This window comes from Chryseobacterium vrystaatense (genome assembly GCF_000737765.1).
GTDB classification, from domain to species: domain Bacteria; phylum Bacteroidota; class Bacteroidia; order Flavobacteriales; family Weeksellaceae; genus Chryseobacterium; species Chryseobacterium vrystaatense.
Genome location: NZ_JPRI01000001.1, coordinates 249,768 through 275,221, shown reverse-complemented (window position 1 = coordinate 275,221; position 25,454 = coordinate 249,768). Strand labels below are relative to the sequence as shown.

At 36.5% G+C, this 25,454-nt stretch carries 23 protein-coding genes and 3 tRNA genes; 7 read left to right on the top strand and 19 right to left on the bottom strand.

All coding sequences use genetic code 11. The features are described from left to right. Positions 1-25: 25 nt before the first annotated feature. The gene (locus IW16_RS01290) at positions 26-2,305 is read left to right on the top strand and encodes a DUF5074 domain-containing protein (RefSeq protein WP_034738899.1); all 2,280 of its coding nucleotides are present in this window, start codon (positions 26-28) and stop codon (positions 2,303-2,305) included. Between the two features lie 117 nt (positions 2,306-2,422). On the opposite strand, the gene IW16_RS01285 is transcribed toward IW16_RS01290, so the two are convergent. The 11 genes from IW16_RS01285 to IW16_RS01235 all read right to left on the bottom strand — a co-directional run bounded on the left by IW16_RS01285 (position 2,423) and on the right by IW16_RS01235 (position 10,935). Next, positions 2,423-3,196 (bottom strand): T9SS type A sorting domain-containing protein, encoded by a 774-nt coding sequence (locus tag IW16_RS01285; RefSeq protein ID WP_034738897.1) that lies wholly within the window; start codon positions 3,194-3,196, stop codon positions 2,423-2,425. Positions 3,197-3,402: 206 nt separating this feature from the next. Beyond that, positions 3,403-4,608 carry an MFS transporter gene (locus tag IW16_RS01280; RefSeq protein ID WP_034738895.1) on the bottom strand — a complete coding sequence of 402 codons (1,206 nt, stop codon included), beginning with the start codon at positions 4,606-4,608 and terminating at the stop codon, positions 3,403-3,405. A 57-nt stretch (positions 4,609-4,665) separates the two neighbouring features. After that, a complete protein-coding gene (locus IW16_RS01275; RefSeq protein ID WP_131327819.1) occupies positions 4,666-5,349 on the bottom strand; it encodes a FadR/GntR family transcriptional regulator in 684 nt (227 codons plus the stop codon). Positions 5,350-5,519: 170 nt separating this feature from the next. Further along, positions 5,520-7,172, bottom strand: coding sequence for a serine hydrolase domain-containing protein (locus IW16_RS01270; protein ID WP_165571944.1), 1,653 nt, complete (start codon positions 7,170-7,172; stop codon positions 5,520-5,522). 119 nt (positions 7,173-7,291) lie between these two features. Beyond that, the gene (locus IW16_RS01265; RefSeq protein ID WP_034738890.1) at positions 7,292-8,329 is read right to left on the bottom strand and encodes a helix-turn-helix domain-containing protein; all 1,038 of its coding nucleotides are present in this window, start codon (positions 8,327-8,329) and stop codon (positions 7,292-7,294) included. Positions 8,330-8,605: 276 nt separating this feature from the next. Further along, positions 8,606-8,677 (bottom strand) — tRNA-Glu (locus IW16_RS01260). A 102-nt stretch (positions 8,678-8,779) separates the two neighbouring features. Further along, positions 8,780-8,851: transfer RNA gene (locus IW16_RS01255), tRNA-Glu, on the bottom strand. 10 nt (positions 8,852-8,861) lie between these two features. After that, on the bottom strand, positions 8,862-9,116 hold the full coding sequence (gene rpsT / locus IW16_RS01250) for a 30S ribosomal protein S20 (protein ID WP_034738887.1): 255 nt from the start codon (positions 9,114-9,116) through the stop codon (positions 8,862-8,864). A gap of 67 nt (positions 9,117-9,183) precedes the next feature. Continuing rightward, positions 9,184-9,504, bottom strand: a complete 321-nt coding sequence (locus tag IW16_RS01245; RefSeq protein ID WP_034738886.1) for a hypothetical protein — start codon at positions 9,502-9,504, stop codon at positions 9,184-9,186. A 14-nt stretch (positions 9,505-9,518) separates the two neighbouring features. Continuing rightward, positions 9,519-9,590: transfer RNA gene (locus IW16_RS01240), tRNA-Glu, on the bottom strand. A gap of 58 nt (positions 9,591-9,648) precedes the next feature. Then, positions 9,649-10,935 carry an N-acetylmuramoyl-L-alanine amidase family protein gene (locus IW16_RS01235; RefSeq protein WP_051889822.1) on the bottom strand — a complete coding sequence of 429 codons (1,287 nt, stop codon included), beginning with the start codon at positions 10,933-10,935 and terminating at the stop codon, positions 9,649-9,651. Positions 10,936-10,988: 53 nt separating this feature from the next. Here IW16_RS01235 and IW16_RS01230 point away from each other — a divergent pair, with 53 nt between their 5' ends. The 3 genes from IW16_RS01230 (at position 10,989) to IW16_RS01220 (ending at position 14,551) form a co-directional block, all read left to right on the top strand. Continuing rightward, positions 10,989-13,574 (top strand): putative LPS assembly protein LptD, encoded by a 2,586-nt coding sequence (locus IW16_RS01230; protein WP_034738884.1) that lies wholly within the window; start codon positions 10,989-10,991, stop codon positions 13,572-13,574. Between the two features lie 141 nt (positions 13,575-13,715). Further along, positions 13,716-14,096, top strand: a complete 381-nt coding sequence (locus tag IW16_RS01225; RefSeq protein WP_034738882.1) for a RidA family protein — start codon at positions 13,716-13,718, stop codon at positions 14,094-14,096. Next, positions 14,096-14,551 (top strand): hypothetical protein, encoded by a 456-nt coding sequence (locus tag IW16_RS01220; RefSeq protein ID WP_034738880.1) that lies wholly within the window; start codon positions 14,096-14,098, stop codon positions 14,549-14,551. The genes IW16_RS01225 and IW16_RS01220 overlap by 1 nt, the downstream gene beginning before the upstream one ends. Positions 14,552-14,613: 62 nt before the next feature. Here IW16_RS01220 and IW16_RS01215 read toward each other — a convergent pair whose 3' ends face one another. Beyond that, complete coding sequence (locus IW16_RS01215) at positions 14,614-16,140, bottom strand: trypsin-like peptidase domain-containing protein (RefSeq protein ID WP_034740440.1); 1,527 nt, start codon at positions 16,138-16,140, stop codon at positions 14,614-14,616. 390 nt (positions 16,141-16,530) lie between these two features. Between IW16_RS01215 and trhO the strand changes: the two genes are divergently transcribed. Both trhO and IW16_RS01205 read left to right on the top strand, forming a co-directional pair. After that, positions 16,531-17,901: an oxygen-dependent tRNA uridine(34) hydroxylase TrhO gene (gene trhO / locus IW16_RS01210; protein WP_034738877.1), complete on the top strand. Its 1,371-nt coding sequence runs from the start codon at positions 16,531-16,533 to the stop codon at positions 17,899-17,901. 80 nt (positions 17,902-17,981) lie between these two features. Continuing rightward, on the top strand, positions 17,982-18,557 hold the full coding sequence (locus IW16_RS01205) for a 5-formyltetrahydrofolate cyclo-ligase (protein WP_034740439.1): 576 nt from the start codon (positions 17,982-17,984) through the stop codon (positions 18,555-18,557). On the opposite strand, the gene IW16_RS01200 is transcribed toward IW16_RS01205, so the two are convergent. Then, on the bottom strand, positions 18,506-19,087 hold the full coding sequence (locus IW16_RS01200; RefSeq protein ID WP_034738874.1) for a hypothetical protein: 582 nt from the start codon (positions 19,085-19,087) through the stop codon (positions 18,506-18,508). The genes IW16_RS01205 and IW16_RS01200 overlap by 52 nt on opposite strands. Beyond that, on the bottom strand, positions 19,071-20,249 hold the full coding sequence (locus tag IW16_RS01195) for a hypothetical protein (RefSeq protein WP_034738871.1): 1,179 nt from the start codon (positions 20,247-20,249) through the stop codon (positions 19,071-19,073). Before IW16_RS01195 ends, IW16_RS01200 begins: the two co-directional genes overlap by 17 nt. Positions 20,250-20,432: 183 nt before the next feature. Between IW16_RS01195 and IW16_RS01190 the strand changes: the two genes are divergently transcribed. Further along, the gene (locus IW16_RS01190) at positions 20,433-20,774 is read left to right on the top strand and encodes a hypothetical protein (protein WP_034738869.1); all 342 of its coding nucleotides are present in this window, start codon (positions 20,433-20,435) and stop codon (positions 20,772-20,774) included. Positions 20,775-20,938: 164 nt separating this feature from the next. Here IW16_RS01190 and IW16_RS01185 read toward each other — a convergent pair whose 3' ends face one another. The 5 genes from IW16_RS01185 to rmuC form a co-directional block, all read right to left on the bottom strand. Further along, a complete protein-coding gene (locus IW16_RS01185; protein ID WP_034738866.1) occupies positions 20,939-21,706 on the bottom strand; it encodes a TrmH family RNA methyltransferase in 768 nt (255 codons plus the stop codon). A gap of 26 nt (positions 21,707-21,732) precedes the next feature. Beyond that, on the bottom strand, positions 21,733-22,518 hold the full coding sequence (locus tag IW16_RS25520; protein ID WP_051889819.1) for a CPBP family intramembrane glutamic endopeptidase: 786 nt from the start codon (positions 22,516-22,518) through the stop codon (positions 21,733-21,735). Positions 22,519-22,609: 91 nt separating this feature from the next. After that, complete coding sequence (locus IW16_RS01175; protein ID WP_034738862.1) at positions 22,610-23,458, bottom strand: LytTR family DNA-binding domain-containing protein; 849 nt, start codon at positions 23,456-23,458, stop codon at positions 22,610-22,612. 18 nt (positions 23,459-23,476) lie between these two features. Next, entirely contained in the window at positions 23,477-23,902 is a 426-nt protein-coding gene (locus tag IW16_RS01170) for a hypothetical protein (protein WP_034738860.1), read from the bottom strand. A 4-nt stretch (positions 23,903-23,906) separates the two neighbouring features. Continuing rightward, positions 23,907-25,409 carry a DNA recombination protein RmuC gene (gene rmuC, locus IW16_RS01165; RefSeq protein ID WP_394332441.1) on the bottom strand — a complete coding sequence of 501 codons (1,503 nt, stop codon included), beginning with the start codon at positions 25,407-25,409 and terminating at the stop codon, positions 23,907-23,909. Between the last annotated feature and the right edge of the window lie 45 nt (positions 25,410-25,454).

Sequence of the window (25,454 nt, the reverse complement as noted above, 5' to 3'; positions counted from 1 at the left end):
TACATACTTTTAAAATAATTTAAAAATGAAAAAGTTTTATCTTTTGACAATACTGTTTCTCTTTGCATTTTTTACGAATGCACAGGTCACAGTACAGGGCGTACCCAGAAATGATATTCAGGGAAATAACAGCCAGCTTAATACAACAGTAACCACCAATGTGAATTTTTCTGATATTCAGTATTGGGTGGGATCAGGAACAAACGAAGCTGCTTTTGTAGTACAGTGGAATGACACCAAGAATCCGGATGCTTTGGTATGGGGATTCAGATGGAACGGAACTGCTACCGGAGAAGATATGATGAGAGCTATTGCACAGGCAGACCACAGATTCTTTACACTGCTTTATCCCGGAACGCAGTTTGGAACGGCAGTCGGTGGAATCGGCTTTGATCTGAACGGACAAAACAGCAATGCCCTTTACAAAAACGGAAATACAACCTATCCTTTTTATCCTGTAAGTGGAGTTGTGGGAACAACTGCTTATGACTTCGATGCTTACACAGCAGCTGATACCAATGACCACTGGCAGTCCGGATGGAGTACCAACGGATATTGGTCGTACTGGGTAAAAGACCCTACAGATCCTGATTTCGGGTATTCCGGGGTAGGAGCTACTTCACGTGTTCTGCAGAACGGTTCATGGGATGTATGGAACTTTAATCCTTTATTTGATACACCAGCGATCTCTTCTACAATGACCCCTGTGTCACCATATGTTGCTCCTACCAGCTTTACCAATGGATTTTTTATGGTGAATGAAGATTGGTTCGGACATACCAATGGTTCTGTGAATTTTATTGATAATAGCGGACAAATCAATTACAGGGTATATAGCAATGCCAATAACAACCATACTTTTGGTGCAACTACACAGTATGGAACGATCTATGGTGATAAATTTTATTTTATCTCAAAACAGGCTGCAGATGGCGGAGATACTCAATATACGCCTGGAGGAAGATTGGTGGTAGCCAATGCGCAGACCATGCAGAAAATAGCAACATTCAATACCATTGGAGGAGGAGATGGAAGATCTTTTGTAGGAGTTAATCAGCATAAAGGATACATCGGTGCTTCCAATGGAATTTTCCTTTTTGATATTGATAATATGCAGGTAGGTAATCTTATTACAGGAACAGGCGGTGGAAGCTCATATGCCGGACAGATTGGAAATATGATCCGTACTTCCAAGTATGTTTTTGCGGTGAAACAGTCTGCAGGGATTTTAGTGATCGATCCCGCTACAGATACATTGGTCAGCACTATTTCAGGAGCTTATCACTCTATAGTGCAGGCGAAAGATGGTAGTATTTGGGCCGTGCAGGATCAGAAAGTAGTGAATATCCATCCTACAACTTTTGCAGTTACTTCATATAATATTCCGACGACTAAATATTTGGGTTCTTGGGGTGCGTGGAATGCGGGAAGCTTCAGTGCAAGCCGTCAGCAGAATGTTTTATACTGGATTAATTCAATTAACAGTTTTAATTCAGGAAATCAAATCATTAAATTTGATGTGACTTCTAAAACGTTTAATGAGAATTTTGCTGTTCTTCCTGGACAGACCGGTACTTTCAGACAGATTCCTTATGGCGCGGCACTTCGTGTAAATCCTGTAACCGACGAGTTGATTCTGAATACAACAGAAAGTGGAGGTTCTGCACATTATCAGAAAAACTGGATTCATACCTATGATAATACAGGAAATATTACCAATACAAAAACACTTAACGATTATTACTGGTTTCCGGCTCTTACGGTATTCCCGGATAATACAGCACCAGTTGTCAGCAATACATTCCCATCACAGGTTAACCTGAATAATGCATCTGCAATTGACCTGAAAACACTGGTTTCTGATGATGATAACTTATCATCTTCAATTGTAAAGACTGTAAAGTCAAACAGCAGTCCTGCTGTTGTATCAGCGGTGATTAATGATAATGATGAGTTGGTATTAACTCCACTGGCTTCAGGTACATCAATTATCGTGGTGAGTTTCAACTCAAATGGTAAAGTAGTTGAAAAAACACTTACAGTAAACAGTGCGGGTTCTGTTTTAGCAACAGCTGAAGTGAAGAAAATCGAATTTAGCATTTATCCAAATCCTGTTACTGATATTCTTACCATTAAAACTCAGGAGAAAATTTTAAACGTTTCTGTTTATGATGCTTCTGGAAGGGTAGTGAATGCACAACTTAACAATGGACAGATCAATGTAAGTATGCTTCCGAACGGAGTGTATATTCTGAAAGCGGTAACTGATAAAGCGGTATATCAGCAGAAACTGATCAAAAAATAGTTTTTATCAAAGTCTGTTTATTTCAAAGAACCGGCGGCCCAATCGGGCCGCCGGTTCTTTTTAAAGAAAAAAGGGCAGTCTATTGATAGACTGCCCTTTTTTTATATATCCTAAGACCTAGTTGGTAATTTTGATCTTACGTGAATACGTTTTCTTATCTTTCGTTTCGATGGTAATGATATAAATTCCTTCTGGCTGTGGAGAAGAAAGATCAACAGTATTTGATCTCAGTATAGATCTGTGTACTTCTTTCCCTGCAGCATTCCTTAAAGTCATTTCTGATCCTTCCAAAGGAACATTTCCTCCAAGGGTAATTTGTGATCCTCTGTTGAAAGCCATTATATTGAAAAGAGGATCCTGATAAGCATAATACACTCTGAATCCACCGCCAAGGCTTAATACACCACCACTCAATCTTATTTTAACTGCGTTGTATGAGCTGGCAGGAACAAGTTCAATAGTAGCTCTGTTAGGAGTGTCTGCAAGCTTCAGTAAACTGGCCGTTATCATTTGGCTGTCATTGTTGGCTGTCGTTCCGCTCATCGTTTCTATGTATACCCCGCTTAATAGCTGAACTGTAAGAGGAACATTGTTAGTCCCGATACCGATTACCAATTTAGTGTTGATTCTCACTTCAGGGAACCTTAAGGTCTGTTCAACGCCACCCAGTAAAACGGTACCCATCACCATGGTAGAGTAGTTGTCTTCATTATCTCCCACGGCATTCAGAGGGTTTTTTACTTCACATCCCAGACATACTCCATACACATTGGAGTACTGATCATTTGCATAGATTCTGCTTTGTGCCTGTGTATTTACCGATTGGGATAAAAATGCTAAAAATAATGCGGCCTGAAAAAGGCGGCTCTTTGAAAGTAGAATGGATTTCATACTGTAGAGATTTTTTTGGTTAATGTTTTATCCAAATTTAAGCATAAAAGTGTATGCTTGCAATATTATCTCTATTAAATGTGAATTATATAATGATTCTTTAATATGGACTGTCACTACCAAAAATATTTCTACTAACCCGAAACCTTTGCAAAGACAATCGCTTTTTGAGAAGTTTCAACTATACTTGATTTCAGCTTTCCTGCTTACTTTTTCCGCCCCTTAATATTGGGTAAAAAAGCTGTTATTATACCAATAAGAGGTAAGAATGCACAGATCTTAAATACATACTCAATACCCGTGTCATCTGCTACTGCTCCAAGTACTGCAGAACCAATCCCTCCCATACCAAACATGAATCCAAAAAATAGTCCTGCCACCAATCCAATTTTGTTTGGCATAAGATCAGTCGCATAAACTAAAATTGCTGAAAAAGCTGACGCGATTATTAAGCCAATTAAAACAGCGAATACAATGGTCCACAGTAAAGGAAGATAAGGAAGGCAAAGCGTAAAAGGGGCTGCTCCAAGAATAGAAATCCAAATGATTTTCTTTCGGCCGTATTTGTCACCCAGTTTTCCTCCTAAAATTGTCCCAACAGCAACTGCAGCCAGAAACATAAATAAATACAGTTGAGAATCTTTTACAGAAATGTGGAATTTCTCAATTAGAAAAAAGGTAAAATAGTTAGTCATTGATGCCAAATAAATGTATTTGGAAAAGACTAAAGCCAGTAGAATACTGATTGAAAATATAATTTTTTTGCGTGAAAGCTGAATCTCAATAAAAGGATCTGAATGTTTAACCGATTTTTTAAGAGACAGTCTTTCAGCGTACCAGTTTCCAATTCTCCACAATACAATAATTCCTATGAAAGCTGCAATAGCAAAAAGGGCGACATAACCCTGACCTAAAGGAATTATAATTAAAGCAACCAATAAAGGACCTATAGCACTTCCTGAGTTACCGCCCACCTGAAAGATGGATTGAGCAAGTCCTTTTTGTCCACCGGATGCCAGTTGGGCTACTCTGGAAGCTTCAGGATGGAATATGGATGATCCCATACCAATTAAAGCCACTGCTATAAGAATCACATAATATTGATGGGCTGCTGCCAAAAGGAGTAAGCCTGCCATGGATAACCCCATTCCTATGGCCAGAGACCTTGGATTTGGTTTTTTATCAGTATAGATTCCAACAAACGGCTGTAAAATAGAAGCCGTAAGCTGGAACACCAGCGTGATGATTCCTATTTGGGCAAAAGATAAACGGAATTCGCCTTTCAAAATTGGATATAATGAAGGAATAGTAGATTGGATCAGATCATTCAGCAAATGAGAGAAACTGATCATAAATAAAATAGGATAAACAATTTTAGTGGTATCAATGGTTTGTGTCTGTACCTTTTCCATAGGATGTAGTCTTTAATTCATCTGGTCATCTGATGAATTTTGTTATAAATTTAAATTTTAATATACTTTTTCAACAATGAGCTGTGCAATACGTGCAGCAGTGTCGGAATCTTTATGTTCAATAGCATTGTAAAGATCAGTATGTATTTTTTGGGAAATTTTAAAAGAGTCTGTATTGTTATTGTTGCTGCTTTCAAAAGTTCTGAGAATATGCTTACTTGCAATCCTGTAAATTTCTTTTAGAAGATTGTTGCCACAAGCTTCGGCAATAGAAATGTGAAAGTTTATATCAGCCTGATAACATTCCAGCGCCTTGTTTTCTTCAGCCATTGTATGTCGGAGATCCAAATACATTTTAATCGCCTCCAGCTCCTTGTCACTGCGGTTAACAGCTGCTCTGGCTGCTATTTTTGAATCTAAGAGAGAGCGGACTTCATATACTTCTTTGAATTCAGCATTATTGATCTGGTCTTCAAGTGATTCCTGGATATTCTTAGAAGTGACAAAAGTACCAACACCTTGCTGTACGCTCAAAACACCTTTTATGGATAAGATCTTGATAGCCTCACGGATGCTGGACCGGCCGACACCATATATTTTCATTAATTCCGGTTCAATCGGAAGTTTATCACCCACTGCATATTCTTCATTGGTAATCTCCTGAATTAATCTTTCTGCGACTTCCTGGGCTAATGTTTTTCTTTGAATCTGCATATACATCTTATCATCTGATGAATGCAAAGGTATGAATTTTAATTTATCTTACAATAATCACCAAAATGATTTTACTCAGTTTAAGCAGGCAATAAAAAATCATCAAGTTTGAACAGAATGAATACCAGAGTAATATCAAAAAAGCCTTCACAAAAGAGGCTGTCTCCAAGTGGGATAGCCTCAGTAATTGATAAGGATTATTTTATTTTTTTAAATTCAATATGGAATAGATTTGATCCTGATAATCTAAATTCTGTGACTTCATTATTTTTATCATACTTGAAATCGAGCTGCCCAAAATATTCTGTTGTCGAATAGAAGCTCGTAGGGTTTAATGGATGCAGTTCAATAGTCCCGTTCAGCGGATGTCTGGCTACAAGCTTACCGTTCTCAATAAGTAGCTGGTAGACTGTATTAAATTCTTCATTTCTGTAGAAGCCAACCAGCGGATTCAAAACCATCTTTTCTACTTTAGGAGGATTCAGGGTGATTTTTTTGGCGGTGTATGTAAAATCAGCGATTCTAAGGTTAACTGATCCGTTATAAAAGGTTAAACTTGCGGTAGGAATAGAAGTAATCTTAAATTTACCATCACCAATGACCTCCAGCGGTTCCTTGCCTTTGTGGTTATAGGTTCCCAGATAAAGGTCTTTACCGCCTGTTGATATTTCAAGATAATTTCCAGGATTCAGTTCGTAGACTCCTTCAAATTTCTTAAGTTCAGCTGGAGAATAAGCTGTTTTTTCAGGAAGAGCAGGAGGGATCTGTTGATTTTTAAGAAAGAAGTCGACCAACTTATAAGCGATCAACAGGCCTTCAAAGCCCTGCTTGTTGCCCAGCATTACGACAGAAAACTGTTGAGAGGGAACATGCAGAATGTAGGAGCGATAGCCCACTGTACCACCACCGTGAAACACTATATCCAAACCTTTGTATTTTTCAGTTTGCAGACCCAATCCATATTCTATAATTTTACCTGTGCTGAGAATAGTATTCTTTTCCATTGTTTTATAGACTTCCCGGCTTCCCTGTACTGGATTCTGAAAATTGACCGCCCATTTACACAGATCATTCAGTGTCGTATAAATATTCGAAGAACCATCTACCATTTGTGCGATAGGAAACTTCAAAAAAGTGTTACCTTTTGGCCGATAGGATTCAGCTGTGTTTGGGATGATTGTATCAGGATCGTCTAAAGCCATGGTGTTTTTCATGTGCAGAGGATTAAAAATATACTCCTTTGCGATTTGGTTAAAATCCTTTTTATAAACTCTGTGGAGAATTTCAGCGAGAAGGGTAAAACCGGTATTGTTATATTGGTAATCTGCACCCGGAGTAAAGTTGATCCTTTTAATTCCAAGAAGGGTATGCACTCCTTCATCATTAGTTACTTTAAATTCATCTCCAAAGCCCTGCAGTTTCTTTATTTCACTGAAATTGGGTAATCCATGGGTGTGATTGGCCAGTTGTCGAATAGTAATTTTGTAGGGTAGATGACTTAATTCCGGCAGATAAATTCTGATATCATCATCTAATGATATAGTTCCTTCCTTTTCGGCCAAAAGAGCTATAAAGGATGTAAACTGCTTGGAGACGGAGGCTATGTTAAAAGCTGTAGAATCTGTTATCGGAGTTTTATTTTCCAGATTAGCCAGTCCATAGGTTTTCTTATACATTACTTTCCCTTCTTTTATAATGGCAATGGCCATCCCCGGAGCGTTTTCCTGTTTATAGACATTTAATAGAGAGTCTGCTCTCCTGATTGGATCTTTTTGATCGGACTGCCCTGAACATAGGGTGAAACTCAATGCAGAAAAAAGGAACAGTGCCCATTTGATTTTTAGCTTCATTTTTTTAATTTTTAATGATGAAGCAAATCTGATGCTTTGTACCGGCATAAACATCCGAGTATCGGAAATCGGACTGATTTTAAATAATAAAAAGAGTCCGACTTTAAGTTGGACACTATTTAAACAATTGATTTTCTGTAGTCTGTAGGGGTTAAGTTAGTTTCCTTCTTAAATGCGGTATAAAATGAAGACTTTGAATTAAAGCCCACTTCGTACAATACTTCCAGTACTGTTAATTGAGATTGCTCCTTTAGAAGAGTTTTAGCATCATTAATTCTGAACTCATTGATAAAGTCAAAAAAATGTTTACCGGTATGTTGATTGATTAACTGTGATAGTTGTTTTTCTGGCAAATCAATCTGTTCTGCCAGCTTCTGCAATGTCAGTTTATCATCTAAATAAGGTTTTTCAGTTTTCATAAATTGAAGAAGGCTTTTCAGTTGCTCCGGTTCTTCCTTTATTTCACTTTCAGATTGTACAGGAATCAGATTTTTATTGATCCCTGCGAAGAGACTGGGGCGGTATAAAGCATTCAACACAAACCAGGTGATCACAAATAGGACAAATACAGATGTGAAAGTCAATAAGTAATTATAAACAGGACTGTTGTGATCAGCAAACCCTCTGATAAGAACGAAGATATTTCCAATGAGAAAGAGGACAGTAGTTTGCATCAGCCATTTATAAGTAAGGTGATGATTACTGGAATAATTTTCCTGATATAATTTTCTGAAATTCTTCAGCACAAGTAATACAGCAATGATATAAAAGTAATACTGAATGATGGAGATCACATCAAATACCTGATATCCCTGTTTTGAAATTCCTGTTATACTGAAAAAGCAGAAAACCAATAAAAACGCGAGTCCATGTAAAAGGTGTTTTTTATGAAGTTTGAAATTATAATAACAGGCTGAGTTGACATATAAATAATACAGTGGCATCTGAAGCAGAACGCTGGCCAATTTTCCTGCTTTAATTAGTTTAGAGTCTGGCGGTGATAGGAAGAGACCGGAAAAATCGATCACCGATACCAGGAGAAAAGCAGCAAATAAATAATCGGGCAATTTTCTTTCGGATTTTGCAGTAACGAGAAAAAGACTTAACAGTAAAAACAAAAAAACAATAATCTTACCTAAATCGTTAATGAATGCCATGTTTTTTATTTTGAATAATACAAAACTACAAATTATAGTTTCTCTTTAGATAATTAATATATTGATCACGAAGATTATCCCAATTTTTAAACCTGATATTATATAGCGTAGATTCAATGATTTAATTGAGCTGTTAAATGGGAAACACGAAGATCGATTTTTAAAGTAAAATAGGAGTATACTTTGTGCAGTATAACGTTTAGAAAGAATTCTGGAATACGAAGGTTTTCGTACAATGCAAAAAAAAACTTTGATAAAAATATCAAAGTTTTTTTGTAGCCCGTAGGGGAGTCGAACCCCTCTTACCAGAATGAAAATCTGAGGTCCTAACCGATAGACGAACGGGCCATCTACCAAACTGCAAATAATACAATCTACAGGGTTAGTTTTTTTGTTTTTATAAGTTTCAACTCTTAGTATAACCACCCGGTTAGTAGTGATTAAGTTTTGTAGCCCGTAGGGGAATCGAACCCCTCTTACCAGAATGAAAATCTGAGGTCCTAACCGATAGACGAACGGGCCAACTATGCTGTTACGCTAATTTATTAACGTGTTTTGCCAATTTGCTTTTTAAGTTAGCAGCTTTGTTCTTGTGGATGATATTTTTCTTAGCTAATCTATCCAATAAAGCGATAACTTTTGGAAGTTGCTCAGTAGCTGCAGCTTTATCTTCCTCATTTCTCAAAACTTTGATTGCTGTTCTAGCAGTTTTGTGGTAGTATCTGTTACGAACTTTTCTAACTTCGTTTTGTCTAATTCTCTTTAGTGCTGATTTATGATTTGCCATATCGTTCAAATGTGAGTGCAAAACTATAAACTTTTTTTTAATCTGCCAAATTTATTTTTAAAATTTTTTAATTTTCTTCTGACAGGTATTTTCTGAGTTTATCTATTGCTTGTTCTATTTTTAAATTCTCTTGTTCTCGTTCTATTTTTTTGATTGTGCTGCTAAGCATAATCATTGCATTGTTCCATTCTCCAGTCGTATTGGTGAAGGTTAGTTCGTCAATTGTTACTTCAAAGGCGACCCTTTCTCCAGTCCTGTAAAGTCTGAAACTTATTTTATCATCCCTGCCTGTAATCCCGTCTTCATTGATTTGTAAATCGTAACTTTTTGGGTTAGAGTGGATTTTCTTAAAAAGAAGTTTTGCTTCTTGTATTTTTAAATCCGGCATGATATCAAATTTTGTAGCCTATAGGAGAATCGAACTCCTGTTGCAAGGATGAAAACCTTGAGTCCTAACCACTAGACGAATAGGCCAAATTTTGAGGTTGCAAAAGTAGTGATTAACTTTTTAACTTCAAAATTATTTTATAAATTATTTAAAAACTTTTTGAATAATGCTGTTCTTGATTCCCTTGGATTCAAGGTCTTTTTGAAGCTTTACAGCATCCTCTAAAGTGAAAACTTTACCATACGTGTAATAAAAAACGCCGCTTTCTTTATTCCTTTCGACATCCTTAAGTGTCTGAAGGATAAATGAGTTTCCATTCAGTTTTTCGCCAGCATAGACTTCGATGGTGTAGTAGCCCGTCAGCAGTTTTTGATTTGGCATAAATCCTACCGCATATGCATTTCTGAATCCTGCATCTTTAGCCGTCTTTAAATTAATATCTTTCACAGATGCCATATTGGTTACGCCATAGTAATATTTGTACAGCCCGTTGTCTTTAAGAGGAAGAATGTAATTTAAGCCTTTTAAAGCGGGATCTCCTTCATTGTATTTGATGGGTGAACTCAGCAGTAAAATTCTGAAATCATTTTTCAGAGGAGTTTCTGCCGGTCTTTCCACTTCAGGTTTTTTTACAGAAACCGATCCTCCTGTTTTTCTGTCAATGGCTTTTTTGTAATCGATGATCGCATTATAGATACTTTCCGAAATTTCATTCTGTCCTTTTTCAGATGCCAGATAATGACTTTCCTCAGGATGGTTGATAAATCCGGTTTCTATCAATACCGATGGCATTGCGTTCATACGGAGTACATGGAGGTTTTTCTGGAAAACACCTCTTGAAAATCTTTTATCTTTATTCACGAAGTTACCTTCCACCAATCCGCCAAGCAGTAGACTGGATTCTAAATATTTGTTTTGCTGGAGTTTCAGTGCGATGAGAGATTCCGGAGAACTTGGGTTATAAGAGCCAAAGGTCTGCTTATCTTTTTCATCAAGAAAAATTACATCATTCTCTCTTTTGGCTACTTCCAGATTTTCGTCATTCTGATTAGGCCCCTGTACATAAGTTTCGGTTCCGTAAGCGGTAGGTCTCTGTGAAGAGTTACAGTGAATGGAAACAAAAAGATCTGCTTTACTTCTGTTCGCCAGGTTGGTTCTGTCCGAAAGAGAAGGATATTCGTCAAATTTACGGGTGTATATTACTTTGAAATCTCTGTTTTTCTCCAACATTGCCCCTACTTTTAACGTAACGGCCAGCGTAACATCTTTTTCTGCAACCCTTCCAATATCTGCATAAGATCTGTTCGCTCCATGGTCACTTCCCCCATGACCAGCATCTAAAACGATCGTAAATTTCTTTTGCGAAAGAATAAAAGTGCTCGAAAAAATAAGGAGAAATGATAAAATTATTTTAAAATTTTGTTTGTGCATCTTACAGTTTTAAAAATTATATTAATTTTGAGCCTTAATTATATAGAACAAAATTGGCCAAAACCGTCCTCAAAAATATATTACAAATTTTAATTATCCTAATTTTTAACAATTTTTTAGCACAGAAAAATCCTGAAAAATTGCCTAAAAATGTGGTTAATGATACTATTTCCAAAAAGGATACCATTGTTGTAAAAAAGGAATCTTTAGATGATATTCTCCATACAAAGGCAGATGATCAGCGAAGAGATGTCCCGAAAAAAATGACATTCCTCAACAAAAATGCCCAGGTAAAATATCAGGACATGCAGATTGATGCGGATTATATTTCCATAGATGACAATAAAAGTCTCGTTTTTGCCCGTGGAAAAATGGATTCCTTAGGGAAAATCATTGAGCCTGTCATTATTACTCAGGCGGGGAAGAAGTACGAAACAAACGAGTTCAGTTACAATACAAAAAGTAAACAAGCTATTGCTTTTAATGCCAGAACAGAAGAAAATGAAGGGGTCATCACCGCACAGAAGACTAAAAAATATAGCGACACCGTCTTTGCGATGAGAAACGCAGATTATACTACTGACGAATATTATATCAAGAAAAAAGATACTGCGTCAGATTACTTTATGCGTGCATCCAACATTAAACTGATCAAAACCAAAGAAAAATCACAGCTCGTTACCGGACCTATCCAGATGTATATCGAGCAGGTACCCACTCCTCTTATTCTTCCGTTTGCTATTCTTCCGTTTTCAAGTAAAAGAGCCGCCGGTATTCTTATTCCAAGTTTTGGAGAAAGGGAAGATGTAGGTTTTTTCCTCAACGGGCTCGGATATTACCAGCCGATAGGGGAACATTTTGACCTTAAAGTGCTCGCTGATATTTATACCAAAGGAAGCTGGAATATAAGGCCTCAAATGAATTATCAGAAGAAATACCGGTATTCAGGAACCTTTACAGCAGATGTAGGAACGATGGTAAGAGGAATCAAAGGCCTGGATGATTATACGAAAAACAGTACATACAGAATTGCATGGACACACACACAGGATTCAAAAGCTAATCCTTTTCTAACATTCAGTGCTTCAGTAGATATGGTAAGTACTAAATTCTATAACAATCCGCTTAATAACAATTATATTTTTAACCAAAATGTACTGAATACCCAGCAGAATTCAGCGGTAACGGTGACCAAAAGGTTTTTGAAATTACCTATTACAATTACCGGATCTGCATCATATGCTCAGAATTTTGCTACCGGATTGGCAGATCTTCGTCTTCCTCAGATGAATGTTGCCATCAACCAGTTTTATCTTTTTAAATCGAAAACAGGGGTAAGACAGGGACTTCTTGAAAACATTACGGTGAATACAGGTTTTAACCTTACTAATTTTGTCAATACGCAGGAAAATGAACTTTTCAAAAAGGAAATGTGGGAGAAAATGCAGACGGGTCTTAAAAATAATATTGCCCTGGGAACCAATACGACCATAGCTAAATATTTTACATTCAGTTTAAGTGCAAATATTGATAATGCTTTAACAACTAAGACGCTTAAGAAATATTACGATCCGGTAAAGGGTGCGGATGCCGAAGAAATTCAAAAAAATATCGCAGGATATTCTACATTCTCCTCATCAGCGAGTTTACAGACTACGCTTTTCGGAATGTTGAAATTTAAGAAAGGTGCCGCTATAGAAGCCGTGAGACATATGATGACTCCAAGTTTAAGTTTTACTTACTCACCGGATTTCTCAAGTCCTAATTTTGGCTACTACAAAAACTATTACAATGCTCAGGGTGCTCTTACTCCATATTCAATTTTTGAAAAAGGAATTGTAGGAAGTCCTTCAAGTGGCGTGGTAGGAGCCTTAGGTTTTAATATCGGTAACAATATTGAAATGAAGGTGAAATCTAAAAGCGATTCTACAGGAGTAAAGAAAATTAAAATCTTTGAATCTCTTAATCTTTCAGGGAACTATAATTTCGCAGCTAAAGATCATCCATGGTCTGTGTTCAGCATCAATGGACAGTCTTCGTTTTTTAATAATAAACTAAACGTCAACACCAGTCTTTCTCTGGAGCCTTATAAAATTATTTTTGCTCCGGGTGCAACACAAGGGATAAGAACAGAACAGTTTGGATATTTCAGTGTACAGGGATTCAACGTACAGCTGTCTTATCCGTTAAGCAGTGAAATCTTTGGCGAAAAAACAGACTATGCTAAAAAGTATCCTTCAAAAGGAGAAGTAAGGAACGAGAATTATTATTTTGATGATGATAATTACGCTCATTTCGATCAGGCCTGGACATTAAATATCAATGCGAACTATGCGTATTCAAAAGGCCTGTCGGCACTTGGCAATAAAATTGCTTCTGTAGGTCTTGACGGAAGTATTAAACTTACTCCGTACTGGAATATCAACGGAAGTACACATTTTGACCTTGTGACGAAAGATTTGGCTTATACAAGAATAGGATTTTCAAGGGATCAGCGAAGTTTTACGATCAACTTCAACTGGGTTCCTTTCGGACAGTATAAAGTATATGACTTCTTTATAGGTATCAAAGCCAACATATTAAGCGATGCGTTGAAATACAAAGACAGAAGTTTTACGCAGCCTAATGCACCTTTCTAATATCAGATTGACAATTGTAAATATAAATTTTATATTTGCAACCAAAATGAAATCTAATAAAATCACTGTTGGCCGGTTTTCTGAAAACGAATACAGGATGCAGTGATTGCAGGTAACCTTTGAAAAAATAAATATCAACATATGAAACAAATAATCAACACAGTTAATGCACCTGCAGCGATCGGGCCTTATTCACAAGCAAATATGGCTAACGGAATTTTATATATTTCCGGACAGATTCCTGTAGATCCTGCAACTGGTAAATTGGTAGAAGGAATCGAAAAGGAAACGCATCAGGTAATGAAAAACCTTGAAGCTATTCTTACAGAAGCAGGAATGACCTTCAAGAATGTTGTGAAAGCTACGATCTTCCTTAAAAGTATGGATGATTTTGCTGTTATGAATGATATTTATGCTTCATATCTGGATGCAGACAGTTATCCTGCCCGCGAAACGGTACAGGTTTCATGTTTGCCTAAAAATGTGGATATTGAAATTTCTATGATTGCACATCAGGATTAATGAATTTTATAAGAAATACAATTGCGGTTCTTTTAGGTCTTGGTATAGCAGGGCTTATTATTACTCTTGGTATAAGAGTTTTTCCGCAATGGATCACTTTCGAAGCTTTTGCTCCTTTTGAGCACTGGCAAAGATTTCTTTACAGCATGAAAGATGATAATGCATTTTTCGGATTTTTGCTGTTTATTTCAGGACTGGGATCTACTATCGGAGGAGTGGCTACAGCTCTTATCGTGAAGTATGCTAAAGTGGCTTATGCTATCCTTATAGGCTTTATCATGCTTTTCATAGCGATGCTGGATGTTATTATTTTTCCGTACCATCCTACGTTTTATAAAATCTCTATTTTCCTCACCTTTTTCCCTTTTTCATGGATAGGAGGCAAGATTGTGGAAGTGATTTATGAACGGAATAAGAAAAAAAGAATTGCTGAGAAAATGAACAAAAACAAATAAAAAAACGCTGCAGATTTCTGCAGCGTTTTTTGTTGATATGATAAGACGGTTGTCTGTATTCATTAAGGCATTTTGAAGCCTTTGGTATACATTCTTCCGTAGTCATCTATAAATTTCACCTGTACATTGCCCTGGTACTTATCCAGTATTTTTTCTACATCTTTCTGTGAATTGACCGGCTTGCCATTGATTTCGATAATGATATAATTATCGACAATTCCGATTTTAGCCATCTCACTTCCTTCACTTACATTTTTGGCAACGACACCACTGTTTAATCCATATTCTGTTTTGAACTTTTCAGTTAAAGGATCGAAGTCTGCTCCAATTTTTTCAGCAGTAGTAAGATCGTCTTTACTTCTTGTCGTAGTTCCTCCTTTCTGATCTTTAAGTGTTACTGTAGTCGTGCTTTCTTTACCGTTTCTTGAATAAGTCACCTGAACTTTATCGCCCGGGCGCTTGCTTCCGATAGACATAGAAAGATCTGCGAAATCTGTGATGTCATAATTATCTACTTTGGTGATAATATCTCCTTTTTTCAGGCCTGCATCTTCTGCACCGCTTTTATCGCCAAATCCTGTCACATATACTCCAGAACCGGATTTAATAGTAGTTTTAAACTGCTTATTGTATGCAGTAACCTGCTGATCGTTAGAAAGGTCTAATGAAGACACTCCTAAGAATCCTCTCTGCACGATTCCGAATTTCTTAATATCTTCAACGATCTTTCTCGCTAAATTAGCTGGGACCGCAAAACCGTACCCCTGATAATAGCCTGTAGTAGACTGGATCGCAGAGTTGATTCCAATAAGGTCACCATTGACGTTTACAAGCGCTCCTCCCGAGTTACCAGGATTAATGGCTGCATCGGTCTGGATAAAACTTTCGATAGGGTTGGTCGCTTTCCCCTGGCCTCCTAAGATACCGATTCCTCTTCCTTTAGCAGAAACGATCCCTGCTGTTACCGTAGAATTTAATCCAAGCGGATTTCCTACTGCAAGTACCCATTGTCCGACTTCAATATTGTCCGAATTGGCAAAATTTAAATAAGGAAGGCCCTTTTCTTCAATCTTTAATAAAGAAATATCTGTGTTCGGGTCAGTTCCTACTAAGGTAGCGATATATGATTTCTTATTGCTTAAAACAACTTCCAGTTTATTTGCTCCTGCTACAACGTGATTGTTGGAGATGATATACCCGTCCGGCGAAATAATAACCCCGGATCCCATTCCGGAAGGCATATTGTCCGGAACTTGCTGCTTCTGTCTCTGCTGGCCTCGTCCTCCGAGTGGATCTCCGAAGAAGAAATCAAACAGATCTTGTTCAGAGGCTCTGCTGGTTGATCTGCTCTGATAATTTTTAATCGTTACAACAGCCGGAACAGTTGTTTTTGATGCCTTTACAAAGTCATCTCCTACAGTTCCCGTATTCATTCCTACAAACGATGCATTAGGAGCTGCTGCTGTGAAGTAAGACTGGTCGCCATTATTAGAATGCTGACCAAAATATTGTAATGTCCCAACGGTAGTAGCTCCTGAGACAACTCCCACTACTGCAAATGGTAATAGTTTTTTTAAAGTACTCTTCATTGTATATCTTTCTTTTTTATTTATTGATTTTTTTGTTTTATCGTAAACAAATTTAATGTTAAATAAGTAAGCAATTAGCATGCTATGTTTCAATTTTAACTAAAATTTAACTGCTATTATGTCATTTTATGCATTATGTCATAATCTTACATCATGTATTAACAAAACTTAAAAAATTATTAAAACAAAAATGTGACATTTTGTAAACTGCAGAACAGTAAAAATGTCATGATTAAGATACGATAATTTATTTGAAAGTCCTTCATTCATCACCATCGGGCAACTTGTCACTTACTGCCTATTACTCATTCCTCATATCAGAATACGATGACTCAATTGAAAAATCATTATATTTGCAAAAATATTTTTCTCACTTAAAACGTTTATAGCATGCAACTGTATAACACCTTAAGCGCAGAAGAAAGAGCTCAACTTATTGATGAAGCTGGTAAGGAACGCCTTACATTGTCTTTCTATGCGTATGCCAAAATTGAAGATCCCAAAAAATTTCGCGACGAATTATTTATAGCCTGGAATGCCCTTGATGCGCTTGGCCGTATTTATGTTGCGCATGAAGGAATTAATGCTCAGATGAGTGTTCCTGCGGATCAATTTGAAGCTTTTCGCGATACATTGGAAGCTTATGACTTTATGAAGGGAATCCGTTTAAATGTAGCGGTTGATCAGGATGATTATTCTTTTTTAAAACTGACCATTAAAGTCAGACATAAAATCGTTGCCGACGGGTTGAATGATGATTCTTTTGATGTAACCAATAAAGGAATTCATTTAAAGGCACAGGAATTTAATAATTTGCTTGAAGATCCTAATACGATTGTAGTGGATTTCAGAAATCACTATGAAAGTGAAGTAGGGCATTTCGAAGGGGCCATTACTCCTGATGTCGAAAATTTCAGAGAAAGCTTACCTATTATCAACGAACAGCTGCAGGATTTTAAAGAAGATAAAAACCTATTGATGTACTGTACCGGCGGAATCCGTTGTGAAAAAGCCAGTGCTTATTTTAAACATCAGGGCTTTAAAAACGTTTATCAGCTGGAAGGCGGAATTATTGAATATACCCGTCAGATCAAAGAAGAAGGTATTAAAAGTAAATTTATCGGTAAGAACTTTGTATTTGACCACCGTTTAGGTGAAAGGATTACTGAGGATATTATTTCCCAGTGTCATCAATGTGGAAAGCCTTGTGATAACCATACCAACTGTTCCAACGATGCCTGTCATCTATTGTTTATTCAATGTGATGAATGTAAAGCCACAATGGAAAACTGCTGTTCTACGGAATGCCTGGAAATAACACACCTGCCTTTGGCTGAACAGGTAAAACTACGAAGTGGATTACAGGTTGGAAATAAAGTTTTTAGAAAAGGAAAATCGGATGCTCTGAAGTTTAAAAATTCAGGAGATTTATCCAATAAACCTTTAGCAAAAGCTGAGACAAAAGATGTTCGCAAAAAAATAGCAGTCAAAAAAGTATTGGTTGGAAAGGCAGAACACTATTATACAAAATCAAAAATTGCTCAGTTTTTAATTGAAAACAAAGAGCTTTCAGTAGGCGATAAAGTTCTTATTACGGGCCCGACAACTGGTGAGCAGGAAATAGAAATTACTGAAATTCACGTCAATGGAGGTCCTTGCGAAACTGCAAAAATAGGGGATCAAATTACGTTTGAACTTCCATTTAGAGTTCGTTTGTCTGATAAATTATATAAAATTTTGCCGAAGGGTAAAAACTCATAACATAAAAGTAAGTGTTGGAGCCCTTTTGGTAAGGCTAAAGCTTTTATGATCGAAATTATTTCAGTAAAAATGATATGATCATGTTAAAAACTGACCTTAGAAAGAAATATATACAAAAACGAAAAGCCTTGTCAGTTGATGAGGCTTTACTGTTATCGGAAAAAATACGGGAAAGCTTTCTGAATTATTTCAAACCTTTAGCAGGAGAAAAAATACATATATTCACTCCGATTGAGAAGTTCAGGGAAATCAATACTCAGAGTTTTATTGAAGCCTTTCTGGAGGCTGGTATTCGTGTTTTCGTTCCAAAAGTCGTTGACGATCATCTGATCTCCGTTGAGATCTTTCCCAATACTGAGTTTGAAACCAGCTCATGGGGGATATCAGAGCCTGTTTCCAATGTAGATTCCGGAGAATATCATTTCGATTATGTGATTACTCCTTTACTTTATTGTGACCAGAACGGGAACAGGGTAGGCTATGGAAAAGGTTTTTATGACGGATTCTTTCAAAGCATTTCTGCAGCATCCAAAAAAATTGGCGTCAATTATTTCAATCCTGACGAAAAGATCGATGATGTATGGGAACATGATATTCCTCTGGACTATTTGGTCACACCTACTGAAGTGCTGTCTTTCTTCAGCGGGGTAGAGTAGAAATCTAAAAAGTAGAATTTAAACTCTTTTTTGATCATCGGAGTTGAAAGCAGGATGTATTGAGCATTTTTTTCAAAAGTTCCCAGAGACTTATTTTTGGAGTCAAAATATTCCAGATTGAACTTCGCATAATCCAATGTATCCTTTTTATAAAACTCTTTATATACATTAAGGCTGTTGACCTTTACCGATCTAACCTTCAGACTGTCCAGTTCAGTGAGCAATCTCTTAAATGTAAGAGAATCCGGTTTATGGAAATAGCTTTCCATCTGTGAATAAATAAACGAGTCTACCTCTGTATTTCTGTTTCCGGAAAGGTATAGGGTAGAAAGGTCAAGAAGTTCCTGTACTTTCTGTTTTGTGATAGAATTAATAGCCTGCATGCTATCCATTTTTACTGCAGGATAGCTTTTTATATTGTTGCTGTTTCTCAGTTTATCCAGATCGCTTACCTCAGTCTTTTTATTGTGGCAGGAAACAAATGCTAAAAAGAGTACTGCGAAAATTAAAAACTTATTTATTCTCTTCATCTGTGATAATTTTAAATTTGATCGATACTATTTTCCCTTTGCTGTCCTTTTTCATCTCTATTACATTAAGATTTTTCAGAGATGTAGTTGGTGTTGTGACGAGTGTAATATATTTTTGTTTATCAAGTCTCTCGATACCATAGGTATTATTGTCATATACCTGATAGATCACAGCATTGTTGCTGATCAGATTTTCCAGCTGATTTCTTTTCTGCTTAATAAGGGCTACCTGTTCTTCAGAATTACCTCCTTTGACATCTTTAATAGAGAAGTAGTAAGCTGCCATCTTGTAATCATCGGGCTTTAGCTCTATCATTTCCTCGTCAGGAGCATTTTCCAGATTTCTGTTCACCTCCAGGTACTCATAGAATGGAGCAGTAATCTGCATTTTGATATTTTTATCCTTAGTGGAATAGTAAAAACATTCTCCCGGCTTTATTTTAAAGAACAATGGGGATTCGTTTTCCTTGATGACTCTTATTTCGAGAGTGTTAATGACGGAAACGCCGCGGTCCTTGTCCGTAAAACAGTATTTATATGTTTTTGAAAATATTTCATCTTTGAATCCAAGGATCCCGGTAAGGGTGATTAAAATGGAAGTAATAATAGCCCATGCATTTTTTTTGAAGAAATTTTTCCTTGGAGATGGGGTTTGTATTTCTGTATGACTTGTTGGAGTCGTTATTTGTTTAATTGTTTGATTTTCAGGTGTTGATTTTTGTAAATCAGCGGTTTCCTGAGGTTGAAACTCTATTTTTCTTGGTGAAATTTCGATTTTCGTTACATCAGCAGCAGAGGATACTGTTTTTTCTAATTCCTGAATTTCCTCTTCTTCAAGATCTTCATTTTCCTGCAGCAATTCTCCTGCAAAAAGATGTTGTTTTTTGAAATCATACCATGAGGTGTATCCCGCATAAATGCTCAATAAATTAAGCATATCAATTCTGGGTAATTTGGTAACCGGAGAAGTTTTGAAATAAGTATAAAATGATTTCTCACTGATGTTGCCTTTCGCTTTTTTGCGAAGGTCTTCCTGAAAATATATAATATCTATCCCCTTCCATTTTGAAATATCATCATGGGAAGGGGTGGTTTCTTTTAAATATTGTGTCTGAACATCCTTTTTTAGCTGTTCAAAATGCAATAGATCTAAATCTGTCAATTTTTATAAAATAATTAAATTGTTGATTATCAGCTTTATTTATTTGTAAAACTATTTTACAAATGTATTACAATTATTTTTCATAAACAACTTTTGTATCTGGTCTACCTTTGTCTTGTTCAAATAACAGAACAGAAAGAAATTTATACAAAACAATATTAACAAAATTAAATTTAATTTATTATGAAAAAGTCATTATTCGTAGCTGCTATCGCTGCAATCTCTCTAGTTGCTTGTAAAAAAACTGAAGCTACTTCTACTGAAGGTGCTACTGATTCTGCTGCTGCAAACGTAGCTGATTCTGCTGCTGTAGTTTCTGATTCTGCTGCTAAAGTAATCGATTCTGCTGCTACTACTGCTGTTGACGCTACTAAAGATGCTGCTGCTGCTACTACTGCTGCTGGAGCTGATGTTGCTAAAGACGCTGCTAAAGGTGCTGCTGATGCTGCTAAAGGAGCTGCTGAAGCTGCTAAAGGTGCTGCTAAAGATGCTGCTAAAGAAGTTAAAGACGCTGCTAAGAAATAATTCTAGCATTAGCTTAACAATAAAAGAACCGTTTCACTCTGTGAGACGGTTTTTTTATGTTTTGTTTTTTCAGAAGACTAAAGATTTAAGATAAATAACTTACCAAAGCGCTTTAGTTTTTCAAAAACTTATCTTTCCCGGATCAGGCTTCTTTTAAACTAAGCTTAACCCTTTTTCTGTTTCAGAGTTTCGTAGCAGGTAATTGCCACTGCATTGCTCAGATTAAGAGAATCGATACTTCCCGACATAGGAATCAGTGTGTTTTTTCCTTTTCCGATCCAGAAATCACTTAACCCGGAATGCTCCGTCCCGAATAATACGGCAGAACGCTGTGTGAAATCTCGTTGATAAAGATCTTCAGCAGTTTCATCCATAAGCGTTGTATAAATGTTGAAACGGTTTTTCTGTAAAAACTCAAGAGTTTCCTCATTTTCTGCATCATAAACCTTCATGCCAAAAAGACATCCTACACTTGACCGGATAACATTTGGATTGTAAAAATCTGCTTTTCCTTCTGCAACGATCAGTGCATCTACTCCAAAGGCTTCACAGCTTCTCAGAATAGCACCCAGATTACCAGGCTTTTCTACCCCCTCCACAATAATTATTGTAGAATTTTCTTCAGGAATAAATGATGTAAGAAGGTTGTCCTTTGTTTTATAGATCCCAATGATGCCTTCAGAACTTCCTCTGTACGCAATTTTTTCGTAAACTTTTTCGCTCACATTATGGATTTTACCGTCCGGCAGCTCTCCTTTAAAGATGTTTTCACAAATAAAAAACTCTACGGGTTCAAAATCATAGTGCAAAGCTCTTTCATTCTCCTGCTGCCCTTCAACAACAAAAACTTTTGATTTTTTACGGAATCTGTTGTCAGCCAGAAGTTTGGTGACGTTTTTTATTTTATCGTTTTGAAAACTTTCTATCAACATGCTGCAAAATTATGCAAAATTTGTGACTAGACCTTTTTAGTTTTCATGAAAAGAGTTTTTCCGGTAATTTCAAAGGAAGCCCTATGTTTGAATTTATGGTATATAATGATCACAATCATCAGTAGAATGGATAAAATCTTAAAGAGATTTCCATAGGTATTTCCTGAAACATTGTCGGATACGGAAAAAACTTCCCAATATAAATTCATGAAACAATGCAGAAATATGGCAGTCCAAAGATTGTAATGCGTTTCTATATATACCCATGAGAAAAAAACTGATCCTAAAAATGTAATGAGAAATATCTCAATAAGTTCTGCAGGATGACTGCTTTGATATAAATGCACCTGTGCAAAGAGTAAAGATCCAAAGAAAATGGATGAAATAAAACCCAATTTGGTAAAACGGAAGAGAATTCCGATGAGAAATGCCCTGAAAATAATTTCCTCAAAAAAAGCGGAAGAAATGGTATTGATGAACAGGGACTGGATATCTATTCTGTCTGTAAGATTAAAATAAGTGAAATAACCTGCAAGCATTGGAAGAGTACCCAGGAATGCAAGAGATAATCCTTTTAAAATGGATTGGTCCAGCGAAAAAAGGAATATCAGCTTTTTTCCCGGAAACAGAATTCTTAATGTGAGGATCAACGGGATCAGGGTGGCTGAGTAAGCGATAACATGAGCCACTGCTTTACTTTCTGATAAATCTCTGATCCATATCTGGATATTTTTGAAATACAAAAGATCAAAGAAATAATACACGAAAAAGCCAAGGATAAAAGTGATATAAAACCGAAGTGTTTTGTTCATTGCGGATATTTTTTGAACAAAATTGCTGGTTGTGCTGTGCTTTACCAAATTAAAGTGATGAATGACAAAGAAATGTGACAGGCATCAAATATTAAGATATTGAAGATCTTAATTGAGGAATAATGGATGAAATAAAACTTCTGGACACTGGAATTTCAAGGTCAATTTCGGAAAGGGAAAGTTTATAACCCTGGGCATTTCCCTGTATCTTTTTTACTTTATCTAAATTCACAATGTATGAACGGTGGCATTTTTTTACAGAATCTGTCTGAATCTGATTCAATAGATGATACAGGCTGATCCTTAATACTGTTTTCGTAATTTTTTCATTTTCATAAAAATAAACTGAACAGTAGTTTTCCATGGACTGCGCACAGACAAAATGCTTTTCTGAAATTTGAAGTTCTATATTATTGGAAGAAATAAAAAGTGTTTTTGTTGCTTTACGGTCTGCTGTGCCGGGGTTTCCGGAAAGGTAAACTGAAACCTGTTCTGCCTTTTTTTCATGTATTTTTTTTAAATAAATATATCTGGACAGAATGTAAATTGTAGAAATAGGAATTCCTACAGCAAGACAATAAAGAAACATATACAGGTAATTACTGAAACTTATCGTAACATGGCTTATGAAAAAAATATTGTAGAAATAGGAGAGAATGGATGCTAAAAATAAGATTCCTGTTGCTTTGAGAAGTTCCGAGCCAACATTCCAATCTTTGAAACGGATAGCGGCAAGGTCAGCAGTCATGAAAGCAATTCCGAAAATTAGGGAATATGGGAAAAGCAACAGATATTTATACTGATGCCGGAAACTGTCTGTCCCAAAGGGTTGAAAGATGATCAGGAACAGATAAATAAGAATTCCCGCGGCAGCTGACGAAACTGAAATCTCTTTAAAAGACTCCGTTTTTGGATATGAATATGTTGCAAATGAAAACATATTATGGATGTTTTAAACTTAATTTACCTGACTCACTGCGTTTTTCGGTTTGGATTTTAAGAGAATCAAACTCCCTATGAACATCGTTGCACAGCTGATGATCCACAGATAATATCCCGGACCGTAAGATGTGATTGGATATTTATGCCCTGCCTCATCAACGGTTATTTCTGTCTCGCTAAAATAATAGAGTGCAACAGCTACAGAAAGAAGTCCAAGAATAGCTGCAATCTTTGGCTGCTTAACCAACAGAAAAACCCATGAAAAAAGGAGTATAGGGTTAGCCAGCCATGAAGTTCCATCTCCGGAGAGATCCGTCCATCCCAATAGAAAACAGGCCAAACCATACATTTCGCTTCCTTTTTGAGTGAATACTGCCGGCAGGACCAAAGAGATCATAAAAAGGACAATACTGATGATCAGTATAATGTGGTTCTTTTTCATAGCATCAGTTTTCTGTTTCTAAAAAGGTGCTGTTATCAATAAGACTCTGTGGGAGGTCTTTTTTATTTTTTATACCGAGAGACTTTAATTTCTGGGTCTGGATCACGAGATTGTCATTTCCTGTAAACAACTGTTTGTAAGCGTCATTATAAACATTTTTAGCCTGATCAATATTTTTACCGACTTTCTCAAGATTGTCTACAAAACCTACAAATTTGTCATAGAGCTTAGCCCCCCGATCGGCAATTTCCATAGAATTCCTGTTTTGATATTCACGCTTCCAAAGATCGGCGATTAGTTTTAGGGAAGTGATCAGGTTGCTTGGATTGAGCAGTAGAATCCTTTTTTCATAGGCAAAGTTCCAGAGGTTTTGATCTGCCTGCATGGCCGAAATATAAGCCGGTTCACTTGGGATAAACATCATGACGAAATCCAGGGATTTTCCATAATCATCATATGCTTTTTGACTCAGCTGGAGAATGTGATTTTTGATGGAACCCAAATGCTGGTTGAGTTTCATTGCATGGACATCAGGATCAGTCTCGTCGACCAGTTCAGTAAAGGCAGTGAGAGAGACTTTAGAATCTATGATTACATTTCTCTCATCAGGATATTTTATAACCGCATCAGGTCTCATTTTTTTTCCGGAAAATTCAGAAAAAAGCGCTTTATTATCCTCATCCCGAAGTTCGTGTTCAAGAAAATATTCTCTTCCTTTGACAAGTCCTGATTTTTCAAGAATGCTCTCAAGGATCATTTCACCCCAGTTTCCCTGGGTTTTGCTTTCCCCTTTCAAAGCTCTTGTCAGTTTTTTTGCATCTTCGGATATTTGCTGATTTAGTTCTGCCAGTTCTTTTACCTTTTCTGCAAGAGAAAAACGTTCTTTATTTTCTTTTTCGTAGGCTTCGTTGACTCTGTTTTTAAGATCAGTGATTTTTTCCTGAAAGGGTTCCAGAATATTTTTTAGATTATTCTGATTTAAAGTCGTAAACTTTTCTGTTTTTTCTTCTAAAATTTTATTTGCCAAATTTTCAAACTGCAATTTAGATTCTTCCTGAATCTTGGTAATTTCTTCTTTCTGGTTGTCAAGAGATTCCTGAATGCTGGCATTCCTGGCAGAAAGTTCTGCATTTTTGGCGAAAATGTGTTGCTTCTCAGAAGTGAGATTTTCGATTTGGGTGATCTGTTTTGCATGAAGCTGTTTTTGCTCCGCAAATTGTGAATGTAATGAGGCGTGTTCCGCAGCAATTTTTGAATACTCATTTTTAAGATCATTCAAAAGATCAGTTTGTTGCTGGTGCTGTTCTTTCTCTGTATTGATATTTTGGATCAGTTCCTGTACTTTAAGATTCAGGTTTTCCAGATCAGAATGACTTTTGATATGAAGATTATTCAGCGCATCATATGAGCTTCTGGATACGGATGTTGATTTTAATACAAAATACAGAATAACGGCTCCAAGAAGTCCGCCGGTAATAAATCCAATAATTAAATAGGTCATCTCCATGTTTCAAAATTACAAAAAGAATAATTGATTTCTTTTACGGTTATC

What these genes read in the sequence shown, in the direction of transcription:
- rpsT (WP_034738887.1), bottom strand. Translation starts at nt 9,116, where the DNA reads ATGGCAAATCATAAATCAGCACTAAAGAGAATTAGACAAAACGAAGTT.
- IW16_RS01285 (WP_034738897.1), bottom strand. Translation starts at nt 3,196, where the DNA reads ATGAAATCCATTCTACTTTCAAAGAGCCGCCTTTTTCAGGCCGCATTA.
- IW16_RS01190 (WP_034738869.1), top strand. Translation starts at nt 20,433, where the DNA reads ATGAAAAAGTCATTATTCGTAGCTGCTATCGCTGCAATCTCTCTAGTT.
- IW16_RS01225 (WP_034738882.1), top strand. Translation starts at nt 13,716, where the DNA reads ATGAAACAAATAATCAACACAGTTAATGCACCTGCAGCGATCGGGCCT.
- rmuC (WP_394332441.1), bottom strand. Translation starts at nt 25,409, where the DNA reads ATGGAGATGACCTATTTAATTATTGGATTTATTACCGGCGGACTTCTT.
- IW16_RS01185 (WP_034738866.1), bottom strand. Translation starts at nt 21,706, where the DNA reads ATGTTGATAGAAAGTTTTCAAAACGATAAAATAAAAAACGTCACCAAA.
- IW16_RS01220 (WP_034738880.1), top strand. Translation starts at nt 14,096, where the DNA reads ATGAATTTTATAAGAAATACAATTGCGGTTCTTTTAGGTCTTGGTATA.
- IW16_RS01175 (WP_034738862.1), bottom strand. Translation starts at nt 23,458, where the DNA reads ATGTTTTCATTTGCAACATATTCATATCCAAAAACGGAGTCTTTTAAA.
- IW16_RS01215 (WP_034740440.1), bottom strand. Translation starts at nt 16,140, where the DNA reads ATGAAGAGTACTTTAAAAAAACTATTACCATTTGCAGTAGTGGGAGTT.
- IW16_RS01280 (WP_034738895.1), bottom strand. Translation starts at nt 4,608, where the DNA reads ATGGAAAAGGTACAGACACAAACCATTGATACCACTAAAATTGTTTAT.
- IW16_RS01205 (WP_034740439.1), top strand. Translation starts at nt 17,982, where the DNA reads ATGTTAAAAACTGACCTTAGAAAGAAATATATACAAAAACGAAAAGCC.
- IW16_RS01245 (WP_034738886.1), bottom strand. Translation starts at nt 9,504, where the DNA reads ATGCCGGATTTAAAAATACAAGAAGCAAAACTTCTTTTTAAGAAAATC.
- trhO (WP_034738877.1), top strand. Translation starts at nt 16,531, where the DNA reads ATGCAACTGTATAACACCTTAAGCGCAGAAGAAAGAGCTCAACTTATT.
- IW16_RS01170 (WP_034738860.1), bottom strand. Translation starts at nt 23,902, where the DNA reads ATGAAAAAGAACCACATTATACTGATCATCAGTATTGTCCTTTTTATG.
- IW16_RS01270 (WP_165571944.1), bottom strand. Translation starts at nt 7,172, where the DNA reads ATGAAGCTAAAAATCAAATGGGCACTGTTCCTTTTTTCTGCATTGAGT.
- IW16_RS01200 (WP_034738874.1), bottom strand. Translation starts at nt 19,087, where the DNA reads ATGAAGAGAATAAATAAGTTTTTAATTTTCGCAGTACTCTTTTTAGCA.
- IW16_RS25520 (WP_051889819.1), bottom strand. Translation starts at nt 22,518, where the DNA reads ATGAACAAAACACTTCGGTTTTATATCACTTTTATCCTTGGCTTTTTC.
- IW16_RS01235 (WP_051889822.1), bottom strand. Translation starts at nt 10,935, where the DNA reads ATGCACAAACAAAATTTTAAAATAATTTTATCATTTCTCCTTATTTTT.
- IW16_RS01290 (WP_034738899.1), top strand. Translation starts at nt 26, where the DNA reads ATGAAAAAGTTTTATCTTTTGACAATACTGTTTCTCTTTGCATTTTTT.
- IW16_RS01265 (WP_034738890.1), bottom strand. Translation starts at nt 8,329, where the DNA reads ATGGCATTCATTAACGATTTAGGTAAGATTATTGTTTTTTTGTTTTTA.